Origin of the sequence: Isoptericola sp. NPDC019482 (genome assembly GCF_040632295.1) — a bacterium.
In the GTDB taxonomy this organism is placed as follows: Bacteria; Actinomycetota; Actinomycetes; order Actinomycetales; family Cellulomonadaceae; genus Isoptericola.
The window spans coordinates 61,082-85,305 of record NZ_JBEYBQ010000013.1 but is presented as its reverse complement, the minus strand read 5'-3'; the positions used below and the strand labels follow the sequence as shown (position 1 = coordinate 85,305).

The 24,224-nt window shown below is 68.5% G+C and carries 21 protein-coding genes and 1 pseudogene; 8 read left to right on the top strand and 14 right to left on the bottom strand.

Translation table 11 applies throughout. The features are described 5' to 3' along the window. Positions 1 to 10: 10 nt before the first annotated feature. The gene (locus ABZ493_RS11115; RefSeq protein WP_430582224.1) at positions 11 to 427 is read right to left on the bottom strand and encodes a nuclear transport factor 2 family protein; all 417 of its coding nucleotides are present in this window, start codon (positions 425 to 427) and stop codon (positions 11 to 13) included. Positions 428 to 697: 270 nt separating this feature from the next. Between ABZ493_RS11115 and ABZ493_RS11110 the strand changes: the two genes are divergently transcribed. The 3 genes from ABZ493_RS11110 to ABZ493_RS11100 all read left to right on the top strand — a co-directional run bounded on the left by ABZ493_RS11110 (position 698) and on the right by ABZ493_RS11100 (position 3,416). Continuing rightward, positions 698 to 1,294: a DUF6318 family protein gene (locus ABZ493_RS11110; RefSeq protein WP_430582223.1), complete on the top strand. Its 597-nt coding sequence runs from the start codon at positions 698 to 700 to the stop codon at positions 1,292 to 1,294. 202 nt (positions 1,295 to 1,496) lie between these two features. After that, entirely contained in the window at positions 1,497 to 2,267 is a 771-nt protein-coding gene (locus tag ABZ493_RS11105) for a hypothetical protein (RefSeq protein WP_430582222.1), read from the top strand. A gap of 108 nt (positions 2,268 to 2,375) precedes the next feature. Next, positions 2,376 to 3,416, top strand: coding sequence for an NAD(P)-dependent alcohol dehydrogenase (locus ABZ493_RS11100; protein WP_430582221.1), 1,041 nt, complete (start codon positions 2,376 to 2,378; stop codon positions 3,414 to 3,416). Between the two features lie 61 nt (positions 3,417 to 3,477). Here ABZ493_RS11100 and ABZ493_RS11095 read toward each other — a convergent pair whose 3' ends face one another. The 3 genes from ABZ493_RS11095 to ABZ493_RS11085 are packed head-to-tail and all read right to left on the bottom strand — an operon-like array spanning position 3,478 to position 5,578. Continuing rightward, positions 3,478 to 4,263, bottom strand: a complete 786-nt coding sequence (locus tag ABZ493_RS11095) for an SCO1664 family protein (RefSeq protein WP_430582220.1) — start codon at positions 4,261 to 4,263, stop codon at positions 3,478 to 3,480. A gap of 40 nt (positions 4,264 to 4,303) precedes the next feature. Further along, the gene (locus tag ABZ493_RS11090; RefSeq protein WP_430582219.1) at positions 4,304 to 4,864 is read right to left on the bottom strand and encodes a DUF3090 domain-containing protein; all 561 of its coding nucleotides are present in this window, start codon (positions 4,862 to 4,864) and stop codon (positions 4,304 to 4,306) included. Positions 4,865 to 4,873: 9 nt separating this feature from the next. After that, positions 4,874 to 5,578, bottom strand: coding sequence for an MSMEG_4193 family putative phosphomutase (locus ABZ493_RS11085; RefSeq protein ID WP_430582218.1), 705 nt, complete (start codon positions 5,576 to 5,578; stop codon positions 4,874 to 4,876). 172 nt (positions 5,579 to 5,750) lie between these two features. On the opposite strand from ABZ493_RS11085, the gene ABZ493_RS11080 reads away from it, so the two are divergent. From ABZ493_RS11080 to ABZ493_RS11065, 4 genes are all read left to right on the top strand, one after another. Further along, positions 5,751 to 6,215 carry a MarR family transcriptional regulator gene (locus ABZ493_RS11080; protein ID WP_430582217.1) on the top strand — a complete coding sequence of 155 codons (465 nt, stop codon included), beginning with the start codon at positions 5,751 to 5,753 and terminating at the stop codon, positions 6,213 to 6,215. Between the two features lie 76 nt (positions 6,216 to 6,291). After that, a complete protein-coding gene (locus ABZ493_RS11075) occupies positions 6,292 to 7,233 on the top strand; it encodes an NADP-dependent oxidoreductase (RefSeq protein WP_430582216.1) in 942 nt (313 codons plus the stop codon). A gap of 1 nt (position 7,234) precedes the next feature. After that, the gene (locus tag ABZ493_RS11070) at positions 7,235 to 8,038 is read left to right on the top strand and encodes an SDR family NAD(P)-dependent oxidoreductase (RefSeq protein WP_430582215.1); all 804 of its coding nucleotides are present in this window, start codon (positions 7,235 to 7,237) and stop codon (positions 8,036 to 8,038) included. A gap of 44 nt (positions 8,039 to 8,082) precedes the next feature. Then, complete coding sequence (locus ABZ493_RS11065) at positions 8,083 to 8,511, top strand: nuclear transport factor 2 family protein (protein WP_430582214.1); 429 nt, start codon at positions 8,083 to 8,085, stop codon at positions 8,509 to 8,511. A gap of 66 nt (positions 8,512 to 8,577) precedes the next feature. Here the strand turns inward: ABZ493_RS11065 and ABZ493_RS11060 are convergent, their stop codons facing one another. Beyond that, positions 8,578 to 9,231, bottom strand: coding sequence for a MerR family transcriptional regulator (locus ABZ493_RS11060; RefSeq protein WP_430582213.1), 654 nt, complete (start codon positions 9,229 to 9,231; stop codon positions 8,578 to 8,580). A gap of 87 nt (positions 9,232 to 9,318) precedes the next feature. Between ABZ493_RS11060 and ABZ493_RS11055 the strand changes: the two genes are divergently transcribed. Then, positions 9,319 to 9,807 (top strand): DUF4188 domain-containing protein, encoded by a 489-nt coding sequence (locus ABZ493_RS11055; RefSeq protein WP_430582212.1) that lies wholly within the window; start codon positions 9,319 to 9,321, stop codon positions 9,805 to 9,807. Between the two features lie 25 nt (positions 9,808 to 9,832). Here ABZ493_RS11055 and ABZ493_RS11050 read toward each other — a convergent pair whose 3' ends face one another. From ABZ493_RS11050 to ABZ493_RS11010, 9 genes and pseudogenes are all read right to left on the bottom strand, one after another. Next, a complete protein-coding gene (locus ABZ493_RS11050) occupies positions 9,833 to 10,660 on the bottom strand; it encodes a hypothetical protein (RefSeq protein ID WP_430582211.1) in 828 nt (275 codons plus the stop codon). Next, positions 10,660 to 11,364 (bottom strand): iron-containing redox enzyme family protein, encoded by a 705-nt coding sequence (locus tag ABZ493_RS11045; protein ID WP_430582210.1) that lies wholly within the window; start codon positions 11,362 to 11,364, stop codon positions 10,660 to 10,662. The genes ABZ493_RS11050 and ABZ493_RS11045 overlap by 1 nt, the downstream gene beginning before the upstream one ends. Next, the gene (locus tag ABZ493_RS11040) at positions 11,361 to 12,491 is read right to left on the bottom strand and encodes a 3-oxoacyl-[acyl-carrier-protein] synthase III C-terminal domain-containing protein (RefSeq protein ID WP_430582209.1); all 1,131 of its coding nucleotides are present in this window, start codon (positions 12,489 to 12,491) and stop codon (positions 11,361 to 11,363) included. Before ABZ493_RS11040 ends, ABZ493_RS11045 begins: the two co-directional genes overlap by 4 nt. Before the next feature lie 747 nt (positions 12,492 to 13,238). Further along, positions 13,239 to 14,606 (bottom strand): annotated as a pseudogene (locus ABZ493_RS11035) (IS1634 family transposase); the annotation flags it as partial. A gap of 59 nt (positions 14,607 to 14,665) precedes the next feature. Further along, entirely contained in the window at positions 14,666 to 16,588 is a 1,923-nt protein-coding gene (locus ABZ493_RS11030; protein WP_430582208.1) for a DUF1998 domain-containing protein, read from the bottom strand. Beyond that, positions 16,585 to 20,055 carry a helicase-related protein gene (locus ABZ493_RS11025; RefSeq protein ID WP_430582207.1) on the bottom strand — a complete coding sequence of 1,157 codons (3,471 nt, stop codon included), beginning with the start codon at positions 20,053 to 20,055 and terminating at the stop codon, positions 16,585 to 16,587. Before ABZ493_RS11025 ends, ABZ493_RS11030 begins: the two co-directional genes overlap by 4 nt. Beyond that, entirely contained in the window at positions 20,052 to 21,746 is a 1,695-nt protein-coding gene (locus ABZ493_RS11020) for an NERD domain-containing protein (RefSeq protein ID WP_430582206.1), read from the bottom strand. Before ABZ493_RS11020 ends, ABZ493_RS11025 begins: the two co-directional genes overlap by 4 nt. Further along, positions 21,743 to 23,269 (bottom strand): hypothetical protein, encoded by a 1,527-nt coding sequence (locus ABZ493_RS11015; protein WP_430582205.1) that lies wholly within the window; start codon positions 23,267 to 23,269, stop codon positions 21,743 to 21,745. Before ABZ493_RS11015 ends, ABZ493_RS11020 begins: the two co-directional genes overlap by 4 nt. Then, complete coding sequence (locus ABZ493_RS11010) at positions 23,266 to 23,622, bottom strand: hypothetical protein (RefSeq protein WP_430582204.1); 357 nt, start codon at positions 23,620 to 23,622, stop codon at positions 23,266 to 23,268. Before ABZ493_RS11010 ends, ABZ493_RS11015 begins: the two co-directional genes overlap by 4 nt. Positions 23,623 to 24,224 lie beyond the last annotated feature (602 nt).

Genomic DNA, 24,224 nt, shown 5'->3' with positions numbered 1-24,224 from the left:
CCGCGAGCGGTCAGGTGTTCCCCGGGAACTCCGTGGTGACCAGCGGGTCGGAATGCATGTGCACGATCCGCCAGCCGTCCGCGAGGCGCCGGTAGACCTTGGTGACGCGGCGCTCCCGCACCACCGGCTCCCCGGCCGCCGACCGGGAGTGGATCTCCTCCACGTGCACCGTCCAGGCCGTGTCGCCGTGGACGTGCTCGTCCAGCTGGTCGAGCCGCCGGTAGACGCCGTCGCCGTACGTCGCCGCCACGGCGGCGAGGCGGTCGCGCACCTGGTCCCAGCCGCGCGCGACTCCCCCGAACGCGCCGAGCAGCGACACGTCCGGGGCGTGGTCCCACAGCTGCTGGAAGTCGTGCGGGTCGCCGGCCACCAGCGCGGCCAGCGCGGAGCGCTGCGCGGACTGGAAGTCGGCCCACGTCGACACCATCGTCACGACCTCTCAGGGCAATCTTCCGCGAGGCGAGGGCCGCGCGGGTCGCGGCGGCCTCGCAGCCTCCACGTCACCACACCGGCGGCGGCCCTTCAACCCCTGGGGCGCAGGACGGCGTCGCAGAGATCGCACGACGTCGACGGCGCGCACGCCCTGGCGAGGGCGCGTTGACCTGCACCGACAGCGTCGTCCACAGACACCCGGGCAACCGTCTGACCGTTTGCTCTACAGTGACGCCCGACGTCACCGCCGACAGGGAGCCTCGTCATGACCCGAAGCCGGGCCATCCTCGCCGCCGCCTCCATCGCCGCTGCCACCGCGCTCCTCGTCGCCGCGTGCGACGACGACCCACCCGCCACACCCTCGCCCGAGCCGACCGCGACCAGCTCCAGCGCCGAGGCATCGCCGTCGCCCACCTCTACCGCCGTCGACGTGGCGCCCGAGCGCCCGAAGGAGATGGACGACGACGGCCCCGCCGGCGCCGAAGCCGCGGCGGTGTACTTCCTCGAGCTCGACGACTACATCATGAAGACCGGCGACACGGCTGAGTGGGAGGCGATGTCTGGCAGTGCCTGCGGTTTTTGCGATGCACGCCTCGAACAAGCAAGAACAATCGCCGAGCGGAAGGACAAGTTCGAAGGCGGAGACACCGAAGCACGAGCCGTTCACACCTACGAGCAGGATTCCACAACGGGGATCTGGCCAATTGACGTGGAAACGTCTGAGAAACCCTGGGCGATCACCGATTCAGATGGCAAAGAGATCGCGTCCCAAGGTGCCCTTGTTGCTACATCACGCGTCGAGGTTGCCCGCAAAGACGACGAGTGGGTAATCGTCGGGGTTGTGAACGACCAGGAGCGCTGACATGGGTCGAATCACAACTAGCGTCGCGTTTATAGCTTTGATCGTTTCTGTGTCGGCCGGGGTCCCCGACTACGAAGGCAAGACAGACAACGACGACGACACCGTGACTGTCGACGGCACTTCGAACGCCTGGACGAATGGTGCCGACGGCCGCGAGCCGGCCAACGACGAACCCCAGGACCGCTACGCCCGCACTGACGCGGTGACGTGCGGAACGCTGGGTGAGGACCTGGACGCCCTCAGCGGCATCGTGACGGCACCGGGCGCGTGCCCGGACGGCACGGACGTCGTCGAGATCACGATGCCGTGCGAGGACGGGGAGTACGCCCTGGATGCGCTGTGGGTGCAGCGGGCCCGCGAGGACGGCACGTTCGACGAGGCGGAGCAGCTCACCGAGGACGAGTGCGTGTCCCCCGCCGAGATCGCCGCAGCAGTGCAGCGCGAGTTCAAGACGATGAAGGTCGCGGCGCCGGAGGCGACGATGCAGGGCAACCCGCCGATGGTGGTCAACGTGCACTACCCGGCGTACACCACCGCAGCCCCGCAGGACCGGACGGTCACGCTGCTGGGCGTGCCGGTGGTCATCCGCGCCGAGCCGACGGAGTTCACGTGGGACTTCGACGACCCGTACTCCGCCGACGGCAGCACCCTCACCACGACGTCCCCGGGCCGCCCCTGGCACGAGGGCGACGCCACCCCGGACGGGAGCTGGGTCGGGCACACGTACACCCGGCTCGGCACGCCCGGCCAGGACCCCGGCACCGCCGTCGACGCCGAGGGTGACGCCTACCGCGCGGGCGTCACCGTCACCCTCACCACCACCTGGCAGGGGCGCTTCCGCATCCAGGGCACCAGCACCTGGACCGACATCCCCGGCACCATCTCGACGACGAGCACCACCGCGCCGACCACCGTCACCGAAGCCCGCACCCGACTCGTCTGCGAGGACCTCGACGGCAACGCCGTCTGCTGACGGAACGGGCTTCTCCGCATTCCCGCCGAGGGGTGCCCTCACAGGGTGTCTCGGAGCGGGCCGCGAGCGCATACGGTGGACGCCGCACCACCGACCGAGGAGAACTCTTTGCGCACCGTCAACGCCTACGCCGCCCCGTCCGCGACCGAGCCGCTGGTCCCCACGACCATCGAGCGGCGCGACGTCGGCCCGAAGGACGTCCTGATCGCCATCCGCTACGCGGGGATCTGCCACTCCGACATCCACACCGTGCGCGGCGACTGGGGACCCATCACCTACCCCCAGGTCGTCGGGCACGAGATCGTCGGCGAGGTCGTCGAGGTCGGCCCCGCCGTCACCAAGCACGCCGTCGGCGACCGTGTCGGCGTCGGCTGCATGGTCAACTCCTGCCGCGAGTGCGAGAACTGCCGCGCCGGCATGGAGAACTACTGCCTGGCGGGCAACACCGGCACCTACGCCGCCGTCGACCGCGACGGCACCATCACCCAGGGCGGCTACTCCACCCACGTGGTCGTCGACGAGGACTTCGTGCTCCGCGTCCCCGAGGCCCTCGACTACGCGGCCGCCGCGCCGCTGCTGTGCGCGGGCATCACCACCTACTCGCCCCTCGCGCACTGGAACGCCGGCCCCGGCACAAAGGTCGCCGTCGTGGGCATGGGCGGCCTGGGCCACATGGCCGTGAAGATCGCCGCGGCCATGGGCGCCGAGGTCACCGTGCTCTCGCGCACGCTGGCGAAGAAGGACGACGGCCTGGCGTTCGGCGCCACCGACTATTACGCGACCGACGACGCCGCCACGTTCGAGGCGCTCGCCAACCGGTTCGACCTCATCGTCAACACCGTCAGCGCGCCGCTCGACCTCCACCAGTACCTGCGGCTGCTGCGCCTCGACGGCACCATGGTCAACGTCGGCGCCCCGCCGGAGCCGCTGCCCATCCAGGTGTTCTCGCTGTTCAACAACCGCCGGTCGTTCGCGGGCTCCAGCATCGGCTCCATCGCCGAGACGCAGGAGATGCTCGACTTCTGCGCCGAGCACGGCATCGCGCCGGAGACCGAGCTCATCGGCGCCGACCAGATCAACGACGCCTACGAGCGCGTGCTGTCCAGCGACGTGCGCTACCGGTTCGTCATCGACACCGCGACCCTGTAGCGGCGGTCCGGAGCACCGGCGACCCCGCTCCCGTCGACGGACGGGACGGGGTCGCCGTGCGTCAGAAGAGCGGCCAGGGCACGGCCGGCATGTCGCCCTCGGGCGACGGGAAGACGGCGGTGCGCAGCAGCCGCTCGCACCGCTCGGCCAGCGCGACGACCTCGGCGACGTCGAGCAGTGCGGTGAGGCGGCCACCGAGCCCGCCGTCGCCGTGCTCCTCGAGGCTCGCGCGGACCCGGCGGACGCCCTCGAGCTCGTCGGCCAGCAGGGGCTGGCCGACCCAGCCCCACAACACAGTGCGGAGCTTCGGCTCGACGTGGAACGTGACCCCGTGATCGACCCCGAGGCGCCGGCCGTCGCGCAGCGGCAGCACGTGGCCGCCCTTGCGGTCGGCGTTGTTCACCACCGCGTCGAACACCGCCATGCGGCGCAGCGACGGCGAGTCCTCGTGCACCAGGCAGACGGGCTCGTCGTCGGCGCCGCTGCCCTCCAGCACCACGCGCCACCCGTCGCGCCCGGCGAGGTGGGACGGGACGACGTCGACGGGGTCCTGGTCGGGGTCCCGCTCCTGCCAGAGCTGGACCATGCCGGGGCCGAGCGGCCCGTCGCGCAGCCAGGTCCGGGGCACGACACCCCAGCCCAGAGCGTCCGAGACGAGGGAGGCCGCGACCTCGCGACCGGCCAGCGTGCCGTCCGGGAAGTCCCACAGCGGGTTCTCGCCGGCCACGGGCTTGTAGACGACGGCGGTGGCGCCGATCCGCCCGACGAAGGTCGCGTTCGAGGCCGTCTGGATGCGGCCCACGACCTCCAGGGCCCCGGTGTCGAGGTCGATCTGCTGCTCCGTCACGGCGCGCCCGTCGGGCCGCTCGATGCTCGACCCGGCGCTGTCACGTGCCGGGATCCGGGGCGCACTCGTGGCCGTCCTCGTCCATCGGCATGCCGCAGTCCGAGCAGGTCGGGCGACCCGACGCGACGACGCGGCGGGCGCGCTCGGCGAAGGCCCGAGCGGTGCCGACGGGGATCCGCACCACCAGCATCTCGCTGGGCTCGGGCTCGTTCTCGTCCACGACGAGCGCATCGTCGTCGGCCGGCAGGTCCTCCTCGACGGGGAAGGCCTCGATCACGAGCTGCGCGGTCCGGGGGTCCCAGCCAAGCCGCATCGAACCCGTCCGGAAGTCCTCCTCGACCGGCTGCTCCAGCGGCGCGTCGTCGACGAGCTCTGCCGGGACCTCGGCGGGGATGGAGAGCGTGTCGTCCGCGGTCACCAGCTCGTCGAGCATCTTGTCGATCATCTCCGCGAGCACGGCCGACTGCTGCTTCTCCATGGCGATGCTCGCGGTCCGCTTCCCTGCGCGGGCCTGGAGGTAGAACGTGCGCTCACCGGGGCGGCCGACCGTCCCGATCACGACCCGGTCGGGCCAGTCGAACTCGTGCACCACAGTGGTCATGCCACCACTCTAGGAGGCGCCCGGGCCGGCCCCGCCGCCGACGGGTGCGTCGCCGGCCGGCGCGGCGCCCCGCAGCCAGGACAGGTCGCCGGCGTCGGTGTTGACGGCGACCACCTCGGGCCGGTGCGGCCCGTACCGCACGATCGAGACGGACGCCGGCCCCACCGCGATGCGCTGGAAGAGGTCGAGGTGCATGCCGAGGGCGTCGGCGAGCACGGACTTGATGATGTCGCCGTGCGCGACCGCCGCCCAGACGGCGCCCGCGCCGTGCTGCTCCCCGAGCGCGGCGTCGTGCCCGCGGATCGCCGCCACCGACCGCGACTGCATCGCCGCGAGCGACTCCCCGCCGGGGAACGTCACCGCCGACGGCTGCGCCTGCACCTGCGACCACAACGGCTCCTGGGCAAGGTCGCGCAGCGCCCGCCCCTGCCACTGCCCGTAGTCGCACTCGGTGATGCCGTGCTCGACGAGGGTCGTCGGCGTGCCGCCCGCTGTGCCCTGCTGGTGCTCGACGACGACGCGAGCCGTCTGCCGGCACCGCTCCAGCGGGCTCGTCACCACGGCGGCCAGCGGGACCTCAGCCAACCGCGCCGCCGTGCGCAGCGCCTGCTCGCGCCCGACCGTGTCCAGCCGCACCCCCGCCGTCCGACCAGCGAGCACGCCCTGCACGTTCGCGGTCGTGCGGCCATGGCGGACGAGCAGCACGGTGGGCATGCCCGGAGCCTAGACCTTGGCGCGCGGGCTTCGTCCTGCATGCGGGACTGGATGGCCGACGACGAATCCATCCCCGGGCGCGGCCTCGACGGAGCGGACCGGTGAGCGACGTCACGTCCGAACTATCTGTAGTTACAGGTAAGGTGACGGACGGACGTGATCGGAGGTCGTCATGACGGTGTCCCTGACCCCGCGCCAGGAGATCTGGCGCGGGCTGCTGCTCGGCCAGCGCTCGATGCTGACGTCCATGGCGGCCGAGCTCAAGCGCGAGTTCGGGCTCACGCTGCCGGCGTTCGAGGCGCTGCTCTCACTGTGGGAGGCGCCCGGCGGCACGATGCAGACGACCCGGCTCGCCCGGTCCCTGCTGTACAGCTCCGGGTCCGCGTCGCACCTGATCAGCCGGCTCGTCGACGCCGGGCTCGTGCGCCGCGAGACGTCGGCGGAGGACGCGCGCGTCATCGAGGTGTCGCTCACCGCCCGCGGGACCACGCTGATCGAGGGTGCCGTCGAGGCGCACCTCGCCAGCATCGCCCGGACGTTCGAACCCCTCGTCGACGACGCCGACGTGGCCGCGCTCCTCGGGTTCGCCCGCCGCATGGCCGCGCACGAGAACGTCGTCTCCGCGCCCTTCGCCTGACCCCGGCCTCGACCGTCCGCGGCCGAGCCAGGCCCTTTTATCTGTATCTACAGACACCACAGGAACGAGAGAGAGCATGTCGAGGATCGGCCGCATCGCCGTCGTCCGCCGCTTCGGTCCACCCGAGGCCATCACCCTCGAGGAGCACCCCGCTCCCCCGGTCGGCCCCGGCCAGGTCCAGGTGGCAGTCCGCACCGGCGGGCTCAACCCCGTCGACGCCCGGCTGCGCTCGGGCACCTTCGGCGGGAGCGTGCCGATGGCGCTGGGCACCGAGCTCGCCGGCGTCGTCGTCGAGTCGGGCGACCCGTCGTGGAAGGTCGGGGACGAGGTGATCGGCTGGGGCGCCCAGGGCGCCGACGCCGACCTGGTCACCGTTCCCGGCACGCGGCTGCACGCCAAGCCCTCGCAGCTCGGCTGGGCGCTCGCCGGCGGCCTCGGCGGGGTCGGCTCCACCGCCCTCACCGCGCTCGACGCCGTGTCGCCGGCTCCGGGCGACGTCGTCGTGGTGCACGGCGCCGCCGGCGGCGTCGGGACGGTCCTGGTCCAGCTGGCGGTGGCCCGCGGCCTGACGGTCATCGGCACGGCGAGCTCGGCCAACCAGGCCCACGTGGCCGGGCTCGGTGCGCTGGCGGTCGAGTACGGCCCCGGGCTCGCCGGCCGGATCGCCGACGCCGCCCAGGGACGCCCCGTCGTCGCGTCGATCGACCTCGCCGGGTCCACCGACGCCGGCGAGGTCGCCGTCGCGGTCGTGGCCGGGGGCGGTCAGGCGATCACGCTGGTCCCCGAGACCACGCAGAGCCACGGGATCCATCTGGTGCGGGTCCAGCGCAGCCAGACCGCCATGGCGACGCTGCTCGACGCCGTGACCCGCGGCGACCTCGTGCTCCCGGTCGAGACGCTGCCCCTGACGGAGATCGTGGAGGCGCACCGGCGCCTCGACGCCAAGCACGCGCGCGGCAAGCTCGTGCTCGACGTCTCCGACAACCCCCACCTGCCCCGCACGGACGGAGACGCCTGACATGACCACGACCACCCCCGCGCCCCGCGCCGTCATCACCGGCGCGGGCAGCGGCCTGGGCCGCAACCTCGCGATCGAGCTGGTGCGGCGGGGCTACGCCGTCTTCGGGACGGCGAGCTCGCCCGAGCAGATCGCCGACGTCGCCGAGGCCACCGACGGTCGCGCGCGGCTCGTCGCGTGCGACATCACCGACGAGCGGCAGGTCGCCGAGCTGGCGGCCACCGTGCTCGCGGACGGCGGCCTGGACCTCCTCGTGAGCAACGCGGGGACCCTGACCCCCGGCCCGCTGGAGACCGTGCCGCTCGCGGCGGTCCAGCGCGAGTTCGCGGTGAACACGTTCGGCGTCCTGACCGTGGTGAACGCCTTCCTGCCCGCCCTGCGCGCCGCCCAGGGCCGCATCCTGCAGGTCAGCACGATGTCGGTGGACCGCCCCAGCCCGTTCAACGGCCTGTCCGCGGCCAGCAAGGCCGCCGCCGAGGCGCTGATGGCCGTGTACCGCGCGGAGCTCGCCGGCTCCGGCGTGGACGTCGTCGTCGCCGTGCCCGGCAACATGCGCACCGGCGGCCCCGCCCGGACCGCCGCCGCGATCGAGCGGGCGCGCGCCGCCTTCACGCCCGAGCAGGAGGCCGTGTACGGCGCCGCCTACGACCGCTTCGCCGAGCGCATCAACGCCGGCCAGGCCGCCGGCCTGGACGCCGACGAGGCGGCCCGCCAGATCGCCGACCTCGCCCAGCAGACACCCGCGCCGCTGCGCGAGCCCGTCGGGGACGACGCCGTCGCGCTGCTCCGCTCCCTCGCGCGCTGACACCCCCTCACCCGTACCGCACACACGAACCGGAGACACCACCGATGGAACTCATCCTCGACCCGACCGACCTCGCCGCCGTCCGCAACAAGGACCTGCTGCTCGCCCTCTACGACGAGATGATCAACGGCAAGGAGCCGCTCAAGGCCGTCCGCAAGTACCTCGTCCCGGAGTACGTGCAGCACAACCCGCGGCTGGCCACCACCGCCGACGGCACCGGCGAGGCCTTCGAGCAGCGCGTCCTCAGCAACCCGGACCTGCGCGTGGAGGTGCACCGCGTCATCGCCGTGGGCGACTACGTCTGGGCGCACGTCAACTTCGTCAACATCTACAGCAACGAGCCCGACGACCGCGGCATCGCCGGCGTCGACATCTTCAAGTTCGACGTCGACGGCAAGATCGTCGAGCACTGGGACGTGCTGCAGCCCGTCGTCGACCCCGCCGAGGCGGCCAACGACAACGGGATGTTCTGACCGGCCGAACGTCGAGGCTTCCCCGTCCGTACCACCGTCGCCCGCACGATGCCGAGCGACGTGGTGTCAGTCCGTCCGCTCGACCCCGGCGCTCGCTCGCTGCTGCGCCATGCGGCGCAGCGTGAGCAGCACGGGGTCGGTGAGGAGGGTGCCGACGACGACCTGCCGGACCGCCCCGGCACGCTCCGCGGGCACGGAGGCGACGTCGGCGGCGGCGACCGTGTCCGCCGCCTCGGCGAGGGCCGCGAGGTGGGCGTCCGTCAGGTCGATACCCGCGGCGTCGGCGGCCCGGAGCTGGTCCGCCAGGCGGGCGACGAGCGGGTCGTCCTCGGCGCACCAGTCCCGGGCCGCGACCAGTTCGGCGGCGCGGGACGCCCAGGGGTCGGCGGCCGGCGCGGAGGGCCCCCCGCTCAGCTCGGCATGCTCCTGGGGGCGCGCACCCTCCCGCGCGAGCATGACGTGCTGCGCCGCCCCCAGGAGCTCGTGCCGGCTGGTCGGCGGGTCGTCCAGCACGGTGAGGACCTCCCGCACCACGCCCAGCGTCAGGCCGGCGGACTCGGTGAGCGCGCGGACGAGCCGTACCCGCTCGACGTGCGTCGTGTCGTACACGGCCTGCGTACGGGCGGTGGCGGTGCCGGCGTGCAGCAGCCCCTCCCGCAGGTAGAACTTCAGCGTCGCGACCGGGACCCCGGTCCGTTCCGCGAGACCCGAGATGCGCATGGTTCCTCCGTCCGTACCTCTTGACTTTGGAGAGTAGCACTCTCCATTATTGGAGAGTTCCACTATCCGTTTGAGCGGAGGACTCCCATGAGCACGCTGACGACCCACCAGCACGAAGGCGGCCTCGCCGTCTTCCTCATCGGCGCGCGAGTGGTCAAGCCCTGGCGTCCTGACGCCTGGCTCCCCGCGTTCGCAGCGATGGGACCGATGCTCGCGGAGCTCAGTCGCGACCCCGACGCCGGGCTCCTCCACGCGCGCACCACGATCGACGCCGACCTGCGCGGCGTCACCGTCGTGCAGTACTGGCGCAGCATCGACGACATCTACCGCTACGCCAACGCCGACGAGCGGCGCCACCGGCCCGCATGGCTCGCGTTCTACCGTCGTGCGCACCGCGTGCCCGGCGCCGTCCAGGTCTGGCACGAGTCGTACGCCGTCCCCGCCGGGCATCACGAGAGCCTGTACGCCGACGCTCCCCGGCCCTTCGGCGTCGCCCGCGCCACCGGCAGCATCCCCGCCGCTCGCCGCGGCCGGACCGCGCGGGAGCGGCTGCAGAACCCCGTCACGTCGGCGTAGGTGGCCGGCGGCGAGGCCCAGGGCCCTATTCCCCCTCGCCCCGCCGCTGCGCGATCGAGACCAGGTGGGCATGGGCGTACTCGCACACCAGCGCGTGCCGGTAGACGAGCTGCGGGACGTCCACGTTCGTGTCCATCCAGAGGCTCAGGGCGCCCATCTTCCAGTGCTCGAACGTCTCGTCGTCGGTCAGCACGGCGAGGATGCTCAGGAACGAATCGTCGAAGCGCAGCGAGTGGATCGCGCGACGGAACTCCTCGAGGTTCAGCGCGATGCAGAACGGGATGTTCATCAGGCACAGGGCCGTCTGGATGTCGAGGCGCAGCAGGCGGGGGCGACGGCGTTCCGGGTCGAGGTCCGGCACGTCGAGCTGGGCGAAGTTCAGGCGCTCGGGCGCCGTGATGTCGATCCCCTCGAGCGCGATGAGCACGTCGTAGACGTTGACGTCGTGCTCGACGACGGCGTTGTCCCCCAGTCCGGACAGCGTCGTCGGGCGCAGCGTGACCGGCTCGATGGCGGCCGGGGTGTTGCGGATGATGAAGTTCACCAGGTTGGTCTCCACCACGAAGTGGCGGATCAGCAGCTCGACGGCGTCCGGCGACACGAACCGGCGCAGGAACCACAGGCAGAGTGCGTCCATGGTGGCGAGGGTCATCCACCTGCCGGGGAACACCCGCTTGATGACCGAGAGCACGGCCACCAGCACCCGGGAGACGATCCGCGCGATCGGGTACAGCAGCCGCCGGGAGGGGCGTTGCTGGTCCTCGATGATCATCCGCACCAGCGGCTTGTCGAGCGGGACGGACGGGTCGGCGTAGATCGCCTCCCACATGCTCGGGTCGGACCGCACGGGCATCAGATCTCGTCCAGCTCGGTGAGCTGCATGACGTAGAGCCGGGCCACCACCCGTGCGCAGGTGACGATGGCGTCGGCCGCGTCGTCGTCGATCCGGTCGGACGTGAGGATGGCGTCGAGCGTGCCGGTGTGCTCGGCGTCGGCGTCCTGGTGGTAGGCCATGAAGTGCACCTGGTTGTCCGCCAGCCCGAGCACCTCCTGGAACCGCCGCGCCCACACGCCGGCCTTCTGCGCGCCGAGCCCCTCGATGATGAACATCGCGCCGAGGCACCCGACCGGGTTCGGCTTGCTCGCCTCGTGGAACATGTAGCCGGACAGCGCCTGCGAGCCAAGGTTCTTCCGGCCCGCCCGCAGCGCCTCGAGCGAGCCGCCGACGGCGACGTAGTCGCGCTCCAGGAGCAGGTGGTCGCGGTGCTCCTCCAGCGCGTGCGAGATGGCGGCCGAGCGCAGGTCGAAGTGGTCCATGTCGAAGTTGGACGCCGCTCGCGCGATCCACAGCGACCCGTCGACCACCTGCTGGCGCAGGTTGTGCAGCAGGCACTGGTAGTCCGCCACCGTGACGTCGCCGTCGTCCAGCGCCCGCAGGATCGGCACCTCGGCCAACCGGGCCTCGAAGTCCGTCCAGACGTCGGAGAGCCGGGCGAGCAGCCCCGCCCGGTCCGGCTGGGGCGGGCGGTAGCCCTCGACGGTCTCGGTGCTGGTCATCTGGTGCTCCTTCGCGGTGCGACGACGGTCAGGTGGGCGAACCCGAACGAGAACCGTCCGGACTCGGGGACCGCGAGGAGGATCGTGTCGCCCGGCGCGAAGCGCCCGGTGCGCCACGCCTCCTCCAGCGCGATGAAGATGCTCGCGGCGCCAGTGTTGCCGCAGGTCTCCAGGTTGGAGAACCAGCGGCTCGTGTCCATGCCGGGGACGCGCGCGCTCAGCGCGTCGAAGACGACGTCGCGGAAGGCGTTGGTGCTGTAGTGGCAGAGCACGTGGTCGAGCTTCTTCAGGTCGATCAGCCCGCGGTCCACGAGCTCCTCGAACTGCGCCAGCCCGGCCGCGGCGAGCTCGTCGAGCACGGCCGTCTCCTGCCGGATCTGCAGCAGCCCGGCCTTCTCGGCGGTGGCCACGTCGTCGTAGTCCTGCCAGGTGCGCCCCGCGACGGCGTTGGGCCCGTCGAGGCCCGCGCGCATGCAGACCTCGTGCTCGTGCGCGAGCGAGACCTGCCGGACCCAGTCCACCCGCAGCGACGGCTTGTCCGGTCGCGGCTGGAACTCCACGATCGCGGCGCCCGCGCCGTCGGACAGCATCCACCGCAGGAAGTGCGCGTCCAGGTGGTCCTCGACGCCGTCGAACCGCCGCTGGTGCAGCCACCGGCTGGCCAGCTCCGAGCCCACCACCGCCGCTCGCGGGTGGTCGCCGAGTCGCACCTTGCTCACCGCCGCGTCGAGCGCGGCGATGCTGGACGCGCACACCCCGCTCGCCGTCAGCGTCTGCATGGGGCCGCCGCCGAGCCGCCCGTGCACCATCGACGCGAACCCCGGCACCAGCAGGTCGCCCTGCGTCGTCGCGCAGGCGAGCATGCCCAGGTCGGATGCGGTGATACCCCGGTCGGCCAACGCGTCCTCGAGCGCGTGGACGGCGAGCTCCTCGTTCAGCTCGGTGGTGCGGCCCTCGTCGTCCAGCGCGTAGTAGCGCTGACGGATGCCGTTGGCGCGCTGGATCCGGGCACGCAGCCCATCCGTGCGCTTGTCGACACCCCCGAGCCGGCGCGCCACGTCCTCGTTGGCTACCGGGTCGCCGGGCAGATACCGGCCCAGGCCGGTCAAGTACGCGGTCGCTGGCATGGGGGTATTCAGCCACACCCGACCCCGTCGTGTCGCTGGTTTCACCACACCCCGACATGTCGGAACCTCTGAACCTCGTCAGGTGGAGACCTCATCCGCGCTCGCGTGGTCCGACCTGCTTCATCGCGCCGGAGGACCAGACGGACGCTCCCTGTGCAGCGGGCACCACCAGCCGGGCGTCGTGCCTAGCCGGGTGTTCGCGGACCGGTCAGAAGTTGATCATGCAGGTGGAGGTCGCAGGATCGTTGAGATTCCGCGGTTTCTGCACTTGTCACGAGCGGCCGTGCAACTCGCGTGCCACTCAATATCGGGGTGCGGCCACGTTCGCGACATGTGTCCCGTCAAGAGTACGACAGTGCCGGTCAGGGCTATTTCCTGTATCCCTTACGGGCGCCCGTAACGACACCGCACCCAGCGCCGCGGAATCTTTTCGCTATCAGCTACGTCCCCACCTCGGTGACGGGAGAAGACGCAAGCATGAGTCGATCAGGCCACGCCCGCAGCCCTTCGCGCTCCGACTACGTAGGCATCACTCGCTGACGCGGATCGCGCGCCGCGATGCTCGTCCCAGTGCCGACCGAGCAATCCCAACTGCGTGTCGCGCAGCGGGGCCGACAGCCTCGCGCTGTGGAGCCCAACGCACTGCGGGTACCGCTCGAGGTCGGCGGCGACGTCGACGCGAAGGTGGTCCGCTGCCACAGCAAGCATGCCGTCGTCGAACCCGACTTCTGCCATCGTGGTGTCCCCTCAGCTGGCGGCCTGATCGATCTTCTCGAGCGCTTCGCGTAGGTCGTCGGGTAGCGGCTTGCGGATGGGCAGGATCTGGGTGCCGACCTTGGCCCAGGTCGTGCGGTAGCGGCGGGCTGTCGTGACGAACTTCTTGATCGACCAGCCGGTGGTCGTCTCGATCCAGTGGGAGACGGCCATCGCGGCGAACACGATGCTCAGGTGCGCCTCGATGGACTCGCGCAGGTGGTGGTAGACAGGCCGCACGGCGAGGTCGGACTTGGCCATCCGGAACGTCTTCTCGATCTTGTACAGGTTCTGGTAGGCGCCGATCAAGCGCTCCGGGGTCGGTGCGGTGATGTTCGTCAGGTAGGCCTTGAACCCGGCCAGCGAGCGGACCTTGGCCTCCAGGTCACGGTTAATGGACTTCGTCGCCCCGTCGAGCTTGATGAACCGGTTCCGCTTGACGGTGTCCTTGCCGGCGACCTGTGCCTGCGCCTTAGCGATCTGCGCGTCAACACCGCGCAGGGTCCGCGCGGCCCGCCCTTTCTTCCACTGGTAGTAGGTGACGTGATCGGTGCGGTTCTTCTTGCCCGTGCCCACCGGTTCGCGGGCGGCCCACACCTGCCCGTCCTCGTACTCGACGTCGGGGTGGTCGGCCTGCCACTTCTCCACGACGTACGGGAGGAAGGGCATCTTCGCCCCCAGGACGAAGGAGAACCCCTCGGCCTCGATCGCCTTCCAGTTCGCCTCCGAGATCATGCCCGCATCGGCGACGACGACCACGTCGTGCAGCCGGTGCGCGGCCAGGAACGCCTTGAGGGTGGGGATCATCGTCTTGGTTTCGGCGGTGTTGCCCTCCCACGCCGTGACCATCAACGGCATCCCGGAAGCGTCGGTGAGCAGCCCGATCTGAATCAACGGCTCTACGCGCCGTTCCTTCGAGAAGCCGGGGACCCGGAACTCGTCCTCTTTGTCCGTCTCGAACCACAGGTTCGTGACGTCGAACATGAGCAACGACGCAGGCCCCAGCCTCGCGGCGCGAGCGCACGCTGAGGCGAGGCCGTCGCGGAATCCTTCGGCGGAGTACAGGCGCAGGCGCCTGGCCACCGTGCGATGGGAAGCGCGCGGGACACCGATCTCGGGCAGGACCCGCTCAACGGCGGCGTGCTTGCTCGTCGGCTCGATGATCCGTGCGAGGACCAGGTCGCGGAACACGTCATCGGCGGCCCGACTTCTGCCACAGCAAGCATGCCGTCGTCGAACAACCGGTGTGGTGCCATGCTCGGTCCCAAACTCCGCACGCAACGTGCGCACCATCCGCCGCACCTCTGCGGCCTTCTCATCATCTGAGTTACGCCGCGTCTGCGGCTTCCCGGATGTCTGCTCAGCCGCATGGCTCGATGCTCGTTTCCAAGGTCAGAGCCTCCAACAAAGCGTCGCAGTAATCAGATCTCAAGGTTCGAAAAGTAGCCGAGCGCCGGGTCCGCAAACGTCCCGATTACCATTCCACGGTCGAGGAAGCGGTTGAACTCCTCGCAGCTCGTCTCCGGAAGCAGGGCGCATCCGTGACATGCCGCCATGTTGCACGAATCAGGACCTTGCCCTCTCTCGCCGGCGTCCATGCATACTGGATCCGTGGAGCACCAACGAGCGTCCCTGACGGCAGCGCCAATAACTGCCCGAAGGTTCTCGGGGCGCGCCATGCGAACGAGCCCGCCCATGGTTCCCTCCGAGTCACCGGCCGCCGTGTAGATGAGCAGACCTGCCATATCGCGACCGGGAGCGGTCGAGGCATAGAGACGCTCTCGAAGCGATGCGGAGCTGTAACCGCACTCGAATACGAGCTCGTTGATCAGCAGGTGTCCAAGAGTGTGCAGAAGGATGAACCGCGGACTCAGCGCTCTCTCCTGGCGACCACGTTGAGCGGCGACATGGCCGTACTGCTTGGCGATCTTGTCCGCTCGCGCCTGGACCTCTGCGCGGCTCTCCCAGCGAGACAGCTCGTCTTGATCGAGTTCCAGGTAGATGCCCTCGCCCTTCACGACATAGGCGGGGAGCCAGTCCTGAAGAGGCGGGAGCGGCTCGCGACGGAGCAGCGCCTTCCCCTCGCTCAGCTTCAGCACGTCGTCACGCACACGGGTGAACCCTCGCAGAGCCCGTGTCTCACGAAGTACATTCACGGATCGAACGCGACCGATTGTGGCCCGCAGACCGTCGTCAATCCCGGGATCCTTCCCGGCGAGGAAATCGTCCTTGGGCTCCTCCCTGATCTTCAGGAACTCAGGGTGTCTCCACTCGTCGTCTCCAGTGAGGAGTTCCGAGTCGCCTGGTGACTCATCGGACTCCGGCTTGGGCGCACCCACGCCGAAGAAATCGAGATAGGCAGCCCACAGCTCCTCGTCGCTGATCGGCCTGAACAGCTCTGCCGGGACGTTCCGCTCGAGCGACTTGCGCAGCATCTCGACGGTCACGGCACCCTCGAACGCATCGTGAAGCGTGCGCAGCGTCGTGTTCACGGCAGGGTGACGCAGCAACTCGTGCATCTCAGCCGAGACCGCGCCTTCAACGCGAGGCAGGTAGATCGAGGACTCCACCTTCGGGAAGTACACGTTGCCTGCTGCACGCAGGGCACCACGGATCGGCTGGTCGCACGGGCTCTCCTTCTCGGCCAGCCAAGGCCGAGCCCCGGGGCAGTAGTATGGATCGGACGGGCCGACGAGACGCTCCGTGAGCGCGGTGCTCTCGTTCCCCGAGGCGTCCCGAGACGGTTCCGTGATGCCGCGGAGCGAGCGCTCCTTGCCGCACTTGTCACATTTGACGACCTGACCCTCAAGGCCTCCACCACCTCGGGAGGTGAGCCTGAGGACGCCCGCGCACCCCGGCTGATGGGAGTGGTGGACCCACTTGTCGAAGGGAAAGTCATCGAGATGGCCCCGGCTGCAGACCGCTACGAACGGCACCTGCGCCATTTTCGGCTTGTACTTCCAGGTCGCGTGAGACGAATCCTTGCACTCCTCCTGCTGGCGCATAGTGAGCGTGCTCTTCTTTAGCCGTTTGCAGTACGGGCAGAAGCACCAAAGCGGGAAGCGCAGTACCGGAACCGTCAGTTTTACGTTGCGCTGATTGGTACTGGATCCAGAGTAGCGGTAGTCCGGTGGCAACCGGAACTCCGAAACGCGCAGACGGGACTCGAGCCTCCAGTCGTGTTCCTGGTACTCCTCGAGGGCCAGCATGCTCGCTGTGTGGTCGTACTCGTACCAGTGGTCGAGGCCGGCTGTGATGACCGATGTGCCGTTGACTAGAACACTCATCGCGCCGACGCCGAACGGTGTGACGAGTTGCGCTCGTCGCATGTTCCCGGTGCTCACAGAATCTCGCCTCCCAGTTCGGCGTCGGCCATCGCATACGCCTGCGAGATCTGCAGGCGGCACTCCGCATCAACGTTGCGCATGCTTGTCGGGATATCCCAGATCGGAGTTTTCGCATCAAGGTCAGGGAGGGTCCCCGCGTACCGCATAAGGCCCTGCTTCGGGTCGCCGCCGATCACGTTCGCCTCCCACTCCGTCCGTTCCCAGGCCTCCCACTGCTGGGCTCGTTTCGCGGCGAGGATGTCGAGGATGGGCAACTCGCCTTCGTCCGCAATTTCCGCCCGCGCCCGAAGGAGCTTGATCGCTGCGTCGTACTCCTCGCGTGGGAATGGGTACGGCTCGGCGGCGGGCGCGACCTGCCTAATGTAGGCGACGGCTGCCCCGTGCAGTGCTCGCCGGAGCACCGGGGTGGCAAACGGCGTGACCGACGTCGGTTCCACCTGTGCGTACAGCTGCTGGTGGTAGGTCCTAAACCGTTCATAGTGGCTTCGGTCGCGGGGCTTGGCAGCGCCGTAGATGGTGATGACTAGGCCCGGGCTGACGTCTGGCCTTCGTCCGACGCGACCACTCACCTGAATGTACTGCGCCGTCGTCTTTGGCTGTCCGACAATCGTCATCAGCCCAAGGCGATCGATGTCGACGCCGACCTCGATAATGTTCGACGCAAGGCAGATGTCGATGCAAGAGTCGTCCTCGACACGAATCTGCAGTTGCTCGATGGCCTTGGGGATCTCGTCACTCCGCCGACGCGACGTCAGTTCCATCGTGTTCCTGGGCCAGCGTGGATCGAGACCGTCACGACGACGGAGGGCCGTGAGGTAGTCGGGGACATCCGACTCGAGAAGGGAAACGGTGTTCCCCAGCTCGCGGAGGCTGTTCAGGAAGTTGAGGTTGGTCCAGTAGCCGTCGCGGTCAGCCTCGGAGATCGATGCGGCGGCCTGAAGCGTCGACGCCGCCACGCGGACCTGGACCGTTTGCATAGACCCAAGTGAGGAGCTCATCACGCCGAGGTAGCGCCGCCCGGGTGCAGGTGACCCATCCGGCCGAGTCTCGGGCTCAGCGAAGAACGAATGACCTTCCTCGAGTCCGTGAGGCGGAAACAGCGCCACCTCCGCCCTGCCGAACAGGCCACGTATCTGGTCCTCGTAACGACGCACTGTTGCGGTTGACGCAATGATCTTCGGGGCAACCGGCGCCGGGCCACGCCTATCGGTACAGAGCTCATCGATCACCGGCTCATAGAGCCCGACCATCGAGCCCAGCGGCCCCGAGATCAGGTGTAGCTCGTCCTGGATGATCACGCTCGGTGGCGAGACCTCACGGGCGCCGTCGTCGCCGAGGCCGAAGATTCGCCGTGCCTCTGGCCTCCAAGCCATCATGGCGAACTTGTCGACGGTGCCGATGATGATCGAGGGACGCACGGAGTAGATGTCTTCGTCGACGACGTGAACTGGCAGTCCCTTGCGCCCTGTGAACCGACAAGCCGGGTCGATGCACCGAAGTACCACCTTGGTACCGACCTGCTCGTAGCCGATCACTTCCTGCTGACTGCCCTTCTGCTTTGTGCCCATCTGGGCACCACACCAGGGGCAGCGCAGCAGCAAGAACTTGTTCTGGGCCTGCGGGCTGCGTCTGAGCTGCTTCAGCGCTTCAACCGCTTGGGTCCACCGGTTCGGCGTGGATGATCCACCGAGCCAGATCCCGATCCCGAAGGGCGTATCGCCTAGCTTTTCGGGGGCCTTCGAACGCTGGTCCTCGAGAACGCAGACCAGAGCGGCCGCGCGCAGGAACTGCTGTGCCGTGAGCAGCCGGAGCGTGTACCGCATCAGTGTGTCCGTTCCCGCGTCGTCCCTGTCGCGGAGACGGCGGGCTATCAGAGACACGGCCGAGGCCCCGAGATATGCCTCGGTCTTGCCACCGCCCGTCGGAAAGAAGATGAGGTCGACGAGTTCGCGTGCAGCGTGAGACGGATCAATCAACTCGGGCAGGCTCGCCAGGATGAAGGCGATCTGGAACGGGCGCCACTGGCCTTGACCCGGCTGAGGGATCCCCGCCGGGTGAGCGCCGACGACGCGCCAGATCTTGTCCTTCCCCTGCTCCACCTCACGGAGTGGCAACCGCGACCGGACCTGCTGCTGGAGCATCGCCTCGTTCGCAAGCCTGAAGGCTTCGCTCGCCAGAGTAGAGGTCGTGACGAGCTTCCAGCCTTCCGTCATGCGACCGAGCGCTGCTCGGCAACGACGAACGTGGTCACGCGCCGCTCGTTGGTACCGGGTCGGGAGGTCGCCCACCTGGTCCTCGAGTCCGCCGATCCATTCCTCGTAGAGCCGGAGTACGGCCTCAACCTGCTCGCGGCCCTCATCGCTATCGGCGGCGAGCGCAGCCATGCTCACCGTCACCGCGCGACGAGCTGAACCCTCTCCGACGTACACGTTCGGAGTCAGGCTGACTACCTCGTAGACGGGAATCGGATCCGCTCCCACCCACGCGCTCGACGTTCCCGCCGTGGATCTTGGCTCGGCCCACGATGCCGCGCACCCATGCCCGATCGCGTAGGTCAGCTTGTGCCTATAGAGGAGCGCGATCGACTGCTCCTCGTCATCCAGGTCTGGCTGTTCGATGTCCGGATAGGACTCGATCGTCAGGCCCTCTCCGGCTGACGCACGGAAGCTGACCTGGAACAGAGCGCTCGCCGATCCGCTTCCCACTGTCTGGTTGACGACAGCAACCGTCACCAGTCGCAGGTCATCGTCACCTTCGCCTGGAACCGGGCGGCTGAAGACCTGAGTTATTGGCTTGAGTCGCGGCTGCTCTGGACCCGATGCCACAGCCATGGGGATGTTCATCAGCTTTTTAACGGATCCAAGCAACACCTCGGCGGGAACGGACCCGCTGAGCACGAACGGGACCCTGACCCACCAGTCCTGCGCTCGGGCGACCCCTGGGATCTCCACTGAGACCTTGTCGTAGTAGGCGCCGCGAACTTCGAGGTTGAGGGTGCCTCCCGCCGAGACGCGACACTGGAACGACACCGCCATCGCTGATGGCTTGAAGTTGTTCGCATCTGAGAGATCGAAGTCGTCCGAATCTGGCTCGTCAAAGCGAGGCGTACCCTTCATCGCCGCCGGCTCGAGCGGCGGGTCTTCAGGGCTGTTTGCGAGTCCAGGCACCCACGACACATCGATGTCGGGCGAACCAGACGTTGCCGGGATGAACGTCCCGCTCGCTGCCGCCCCACTATAGAGAACGCCGATGCCGTATCGCTTTAGTGGCTCTGCCTGCGTGAGGACTTCCTCAAGTGTCGCCGCATCATGGAACACGCCGCGGCTCTCCTCCGCGGTGGGGAACTTAACCTTTCCGGCCGAACAGTCGAGCGGCCTGCCCTGCGGCCCCTGGCCCGGGACCGGGCCGAACAATTCCCGCCGCACGGAGTCCTCGACCACCTGTCGGGCTTCGGTCCCCGTCATGCTGCACCTCCAAGTGCTGTTCGGTATGTGCCTGCCTCGATGTAGGCGACGAGACGATCCGTCGCTCGGGTGAGAGCGACATACAAGACAGAATCAAAGTTGGTCGCAAACACGCGATCCAGATCGGTGACGACGACCGCGGGTGCGTCCAGGCCCTTGAAGGCGTGGACGGTTCCGAACCGAACCCTGCCCGGTTTCACAGGACGCCCGTCCATCGGCTGCAGCACCTGTCGAAGCCACGGGTCGGTTGCGAGCCTCGCGGTCGAGCTGTCTCGCAGAGGGCTCAAGACCACGATCTCACTGAGGTCATACCCCTCGTCCTTAAGCATCCTGAGCGTTACCAACAGGAGAGACTGCTGCTCATTGCTGTCCTTGTATGAGATGAACGTGGGGTCAACACCGTCGTCCTGCCGACGGAACCTTCGGTACCCAGGATTGAGCCCTGAGAAGAGATTGACCTGGTAGCCGATCCTAGGCAGGTTTCGACAGTTCTCGGTGAGACGCATCTGAACGAGGTGTGGTGCTCGGGCGCGCAGTGAGTCTCGTCCATCGGCGGCAGAGAACAGAGCCTGGCGTTCGAAGTCTCCGAACGCCAGAACGCGCCCGCCGGCTAGGCCACCCTCGACCATAAGGTCAAGGACGTCGAGGTAGCGCTCAGACACCAGGTCCTGGACCTCGTCTACGACAAGGAAGTCGCTGGCCGGCTCGTCCGTCGCAAGCAGAGCCTCAATGGCCCGGTCCGGAAGCTCTTCCTCCCAATAGGTTGAGTCAGCGTTCGGCGGAACGGTCTCGCCGGCGAGACGAAGCAACTCCTGGTGGAAGGTGCCGACACGCAAACCCGACAGCATCGATGTCTCATCGGCGAGGCGCACGCCGAGGAACCGGTTGAAGCAGAGGAGCCGCCCACCTCTCCCTCGGGCGACTTCGCGCCGAGCCGCTTCAATGGCCAGAAACGTCTTGCCGGAACCTGCGGGACCGGTGAAGAGAACGGCGTGGTTGTCAGACATCGAGTCCAACGCCTGGTACTGCTCCTCGACAAACTCAACGAGTTGCTCGCGGCGGGCGCGTCGCACGTCGCCGTGGACGGCAGCCATCTCGAAGCGCGGCCGCAGCGCCGAAACCACGCGGGTGGCCAGATCTTCCGACGGACCGGTGCCGTAGGCGTACCCACCGCGCTTCCCCCGCAGGTGGAAAGCGCCCGCAGCGAGCGTCCGACGGACGGCCTCCGCAGCATCGAGCCGGAGATCCTCGGAGTCGAGCACCTGCCAGGGGTGCCATTCGACCGACTCTGGCAGCGTTGTTCGCGCCCGCACATGCGTGAACCAGACTGAATATGGCATCGCCACGTGATCGAGATCGATGCCCTTGCTCTTGAGGTAGCCGCCGATTGAGTACCTGGCCTCGCGCGCTTGCTCAAATGGTCCGCGCTTCTTCGGCGCGTTGTTCCCAAGAACCCAGAGGCCATCATCACGGCGCCTGACAGCTAGGTGCGACTTCACCTCGATGACGAGGATGCCGGCGTCGGGAGCGACCACAACGAAGTCAGCCTCGCCCTCGACCTGGTGCGTGTGACGTGCGATACCCATTGAGTGCAACACGACCCAGTCGTCCGTGGTGCGATCAGTCGCAAGTGCCGTGTAGAGCGCCTTCTCGCCCGGGGGCGCATCGTCCGGGCAGATCGCAGGGATCATTCGAGCCACTGAGCGCCCTGATCCTCGAAGGGAACGCGGGCGTCATAGCGCATCTGGATCTCCTTGAACGGTGCGATAGCTAGGATCCTCGTCGCGACGATCGGCCGCACACCCTCCGATGTCGCAAGCGTCAGCTGGAGGTGCCCGGTCGACTCGAGCGCACTGAAGTCGGCCTGGGCCACCGCAGCCTCCAGCCCTCTCCGAACAGCTGCGTTCGCCTTGTGGACCGCCTTCCGCAGCTTCGTGGCGCTTCCGAACGTCGGCTCAGCAGAGACGCCGAGCCAGCGAAGCGTTACCCGAAAATCCTCGTCACGGTTCGGACGAACGAAGACTGGGTCGGTCCACGCACGGGCCTGCTCGCTCGCTTTGACACCGAGCTGCGAGAGCTGCCGAACGACCTCACCTTTGCCGAGGTCGTCCAGGCGACGAGCGAGGGCGCACTTCCAGGCCGCCTGCGTGGCGGCGATACCGCTCGCCGCGCTGTCCAACTCTCGCAACGCCGACTCGTAGAGGGCACCTCGCTCACCCGCGCCAACCCGCAAGAGCAGGTAAGTACCAGGCCGAACGGCCGACACCTCCGTGTACGTGACACGCTCGCGCGCGGGTTGGCGCGGCTCAAGCGTGCGGATCCGCTCACCGTCGTCCAGCCACATCGCGAAGCCGCCCGCAAGGAGCACCTTCCTGGCCTCGACCTCATCGATGCCAGGAGGGCGCGTGGCGGTCTTCCGCTCGCCCCAGGCCGGCTGGGGCAGTAGGTCGTCCTCAGCGACAGGTTCCTTGCCGTCGGCGTCCCCAATGTCCGGCTCATTCTGAACGCCGCTGGTGAAGAAGCGGGGCCGGATGCGGATGGCGCCTTCGGCGTACTCCGCGATTGCGGACGTCGGGACCGTCCGGTCACCGAACCACTCGGGAAGCAGGAATCCCAGCTCCCCGGTCACAGGCGCCGTTACGAGCGATGACGGGAAGAAGCGAGGCGGGCCGACGACGTACGCTACCTCGCGGTCCGGCTGCTGACGTTCGAGGTCGCCCGGGGTCAGCACGAGCGCTCCATGCGGTGCGAGCCACTCGTGCATTGCTACCTGGGCGGCTCCATTCGCTGCCACGACCACACAGTTCTCGGCCACAACCTCCTCGATCGACTCAAGCAGCAACCGGCCGACGGCAGGGTCGCTCACCGCCACAGCCTCGGCAGACGTTTGCAAGGAATCAAGCAGGCCTGCGTCTGCAACAGCGCCGCGCAAGCGCCTGCACTGATCAATCACCTTCGCGACGGCTTCAGGAAGAGCTGCGTTGACCGCGATCGGCGCCGGATACGCCAGCATCTTCCAACGGAGCGCCTTCACCGCGCCGACGAGGTCATCCCAGAGCCCGTGCCCGTCGTCGCTGGCACCACGCAGGAGCGACCGGGCCGCAGAGTCGAACGGAGCACCCACTGGGTCCCCGACGCTCGTTATCTCAAGTCCGTTGCGGGCTAGGTCGGCGACTGCCTGGTACCGCTGGTTGAGCTGGGCAACGGTTGTCACAGCGCCGCCGTAAACGCCAGGCCTTCTACCCCCGCCGGCGCATGCCAGCCTAGATCGCGGCTCAATGACAGTGGCGCGCCACGAGTGTTCCGCATCTGAACGAGGATCTCGGCGGCAGTCTCGTCGGCCACTGAGCGGTCAATGACACAGATAATCACGGGGGCCTCAATCTCTGCCGCGTACTTGATCGCGCTCGAACCATCCAGGACGACCGCCTGGACGTCCGGTGGAAGCGGCAACTGCTCGGCGAACTTCGCTGCCGAGTAGAGCCGGGTTGCCCAGGTTGCGGCTCCGTCATTGTCGGGGAGGACGATGTCTGCGAGTGTGCCGTAGCCGACAAGGTTGCCCTTCATACGGCACTCCGTGGCCTGGAATTCCGCTGCGCGATCTGGCGCCATCACGAGCCCAGGCTCCGTGCTCACGAGCGCGGACAGATCCTTCCGCAGCCACGCCTTCGTGCCGACAACAGCCAGATCGGCAGTCGGGGCCGAAAGCCGCGACTCCCACGTCTCTTCTAGGTGCGCGAACGCCCCAAGTGTTCCCGGCGCCGGCTTCGGGCTCCGTCTAGGTGTCGCGGCAGGTGGTGCTGGAGAAGCCGCGACGATGACGTGCGCAAGCAGGGTGGGACCAGTCAACTGGATACGAGTTGAGGTTTGACTTTCATGAATCCTTACGAGTGTGTCGTGCAAGACCTCAGTCTTCGTGACCAGACGCACGGCGGAACCGCTCGGCAACGACTTGAGGACCTGGACTGGGTTTTCAGCAGGCGGGGCTGGGTTAGCCATCGTCCATCCACACGCAACGAGCACAGCGGCGCACTCCCGCCTCGGGACCGAGACCGCAACGATCAACTGTCGGCCGAGGTTGCCTTCGATGTAGCGGCGCACCCTCGTACCAAGGGCGAGCATGGGACCGATCCACCCCGCTGGGACGGCCGGGATCGTCGGATCATCCG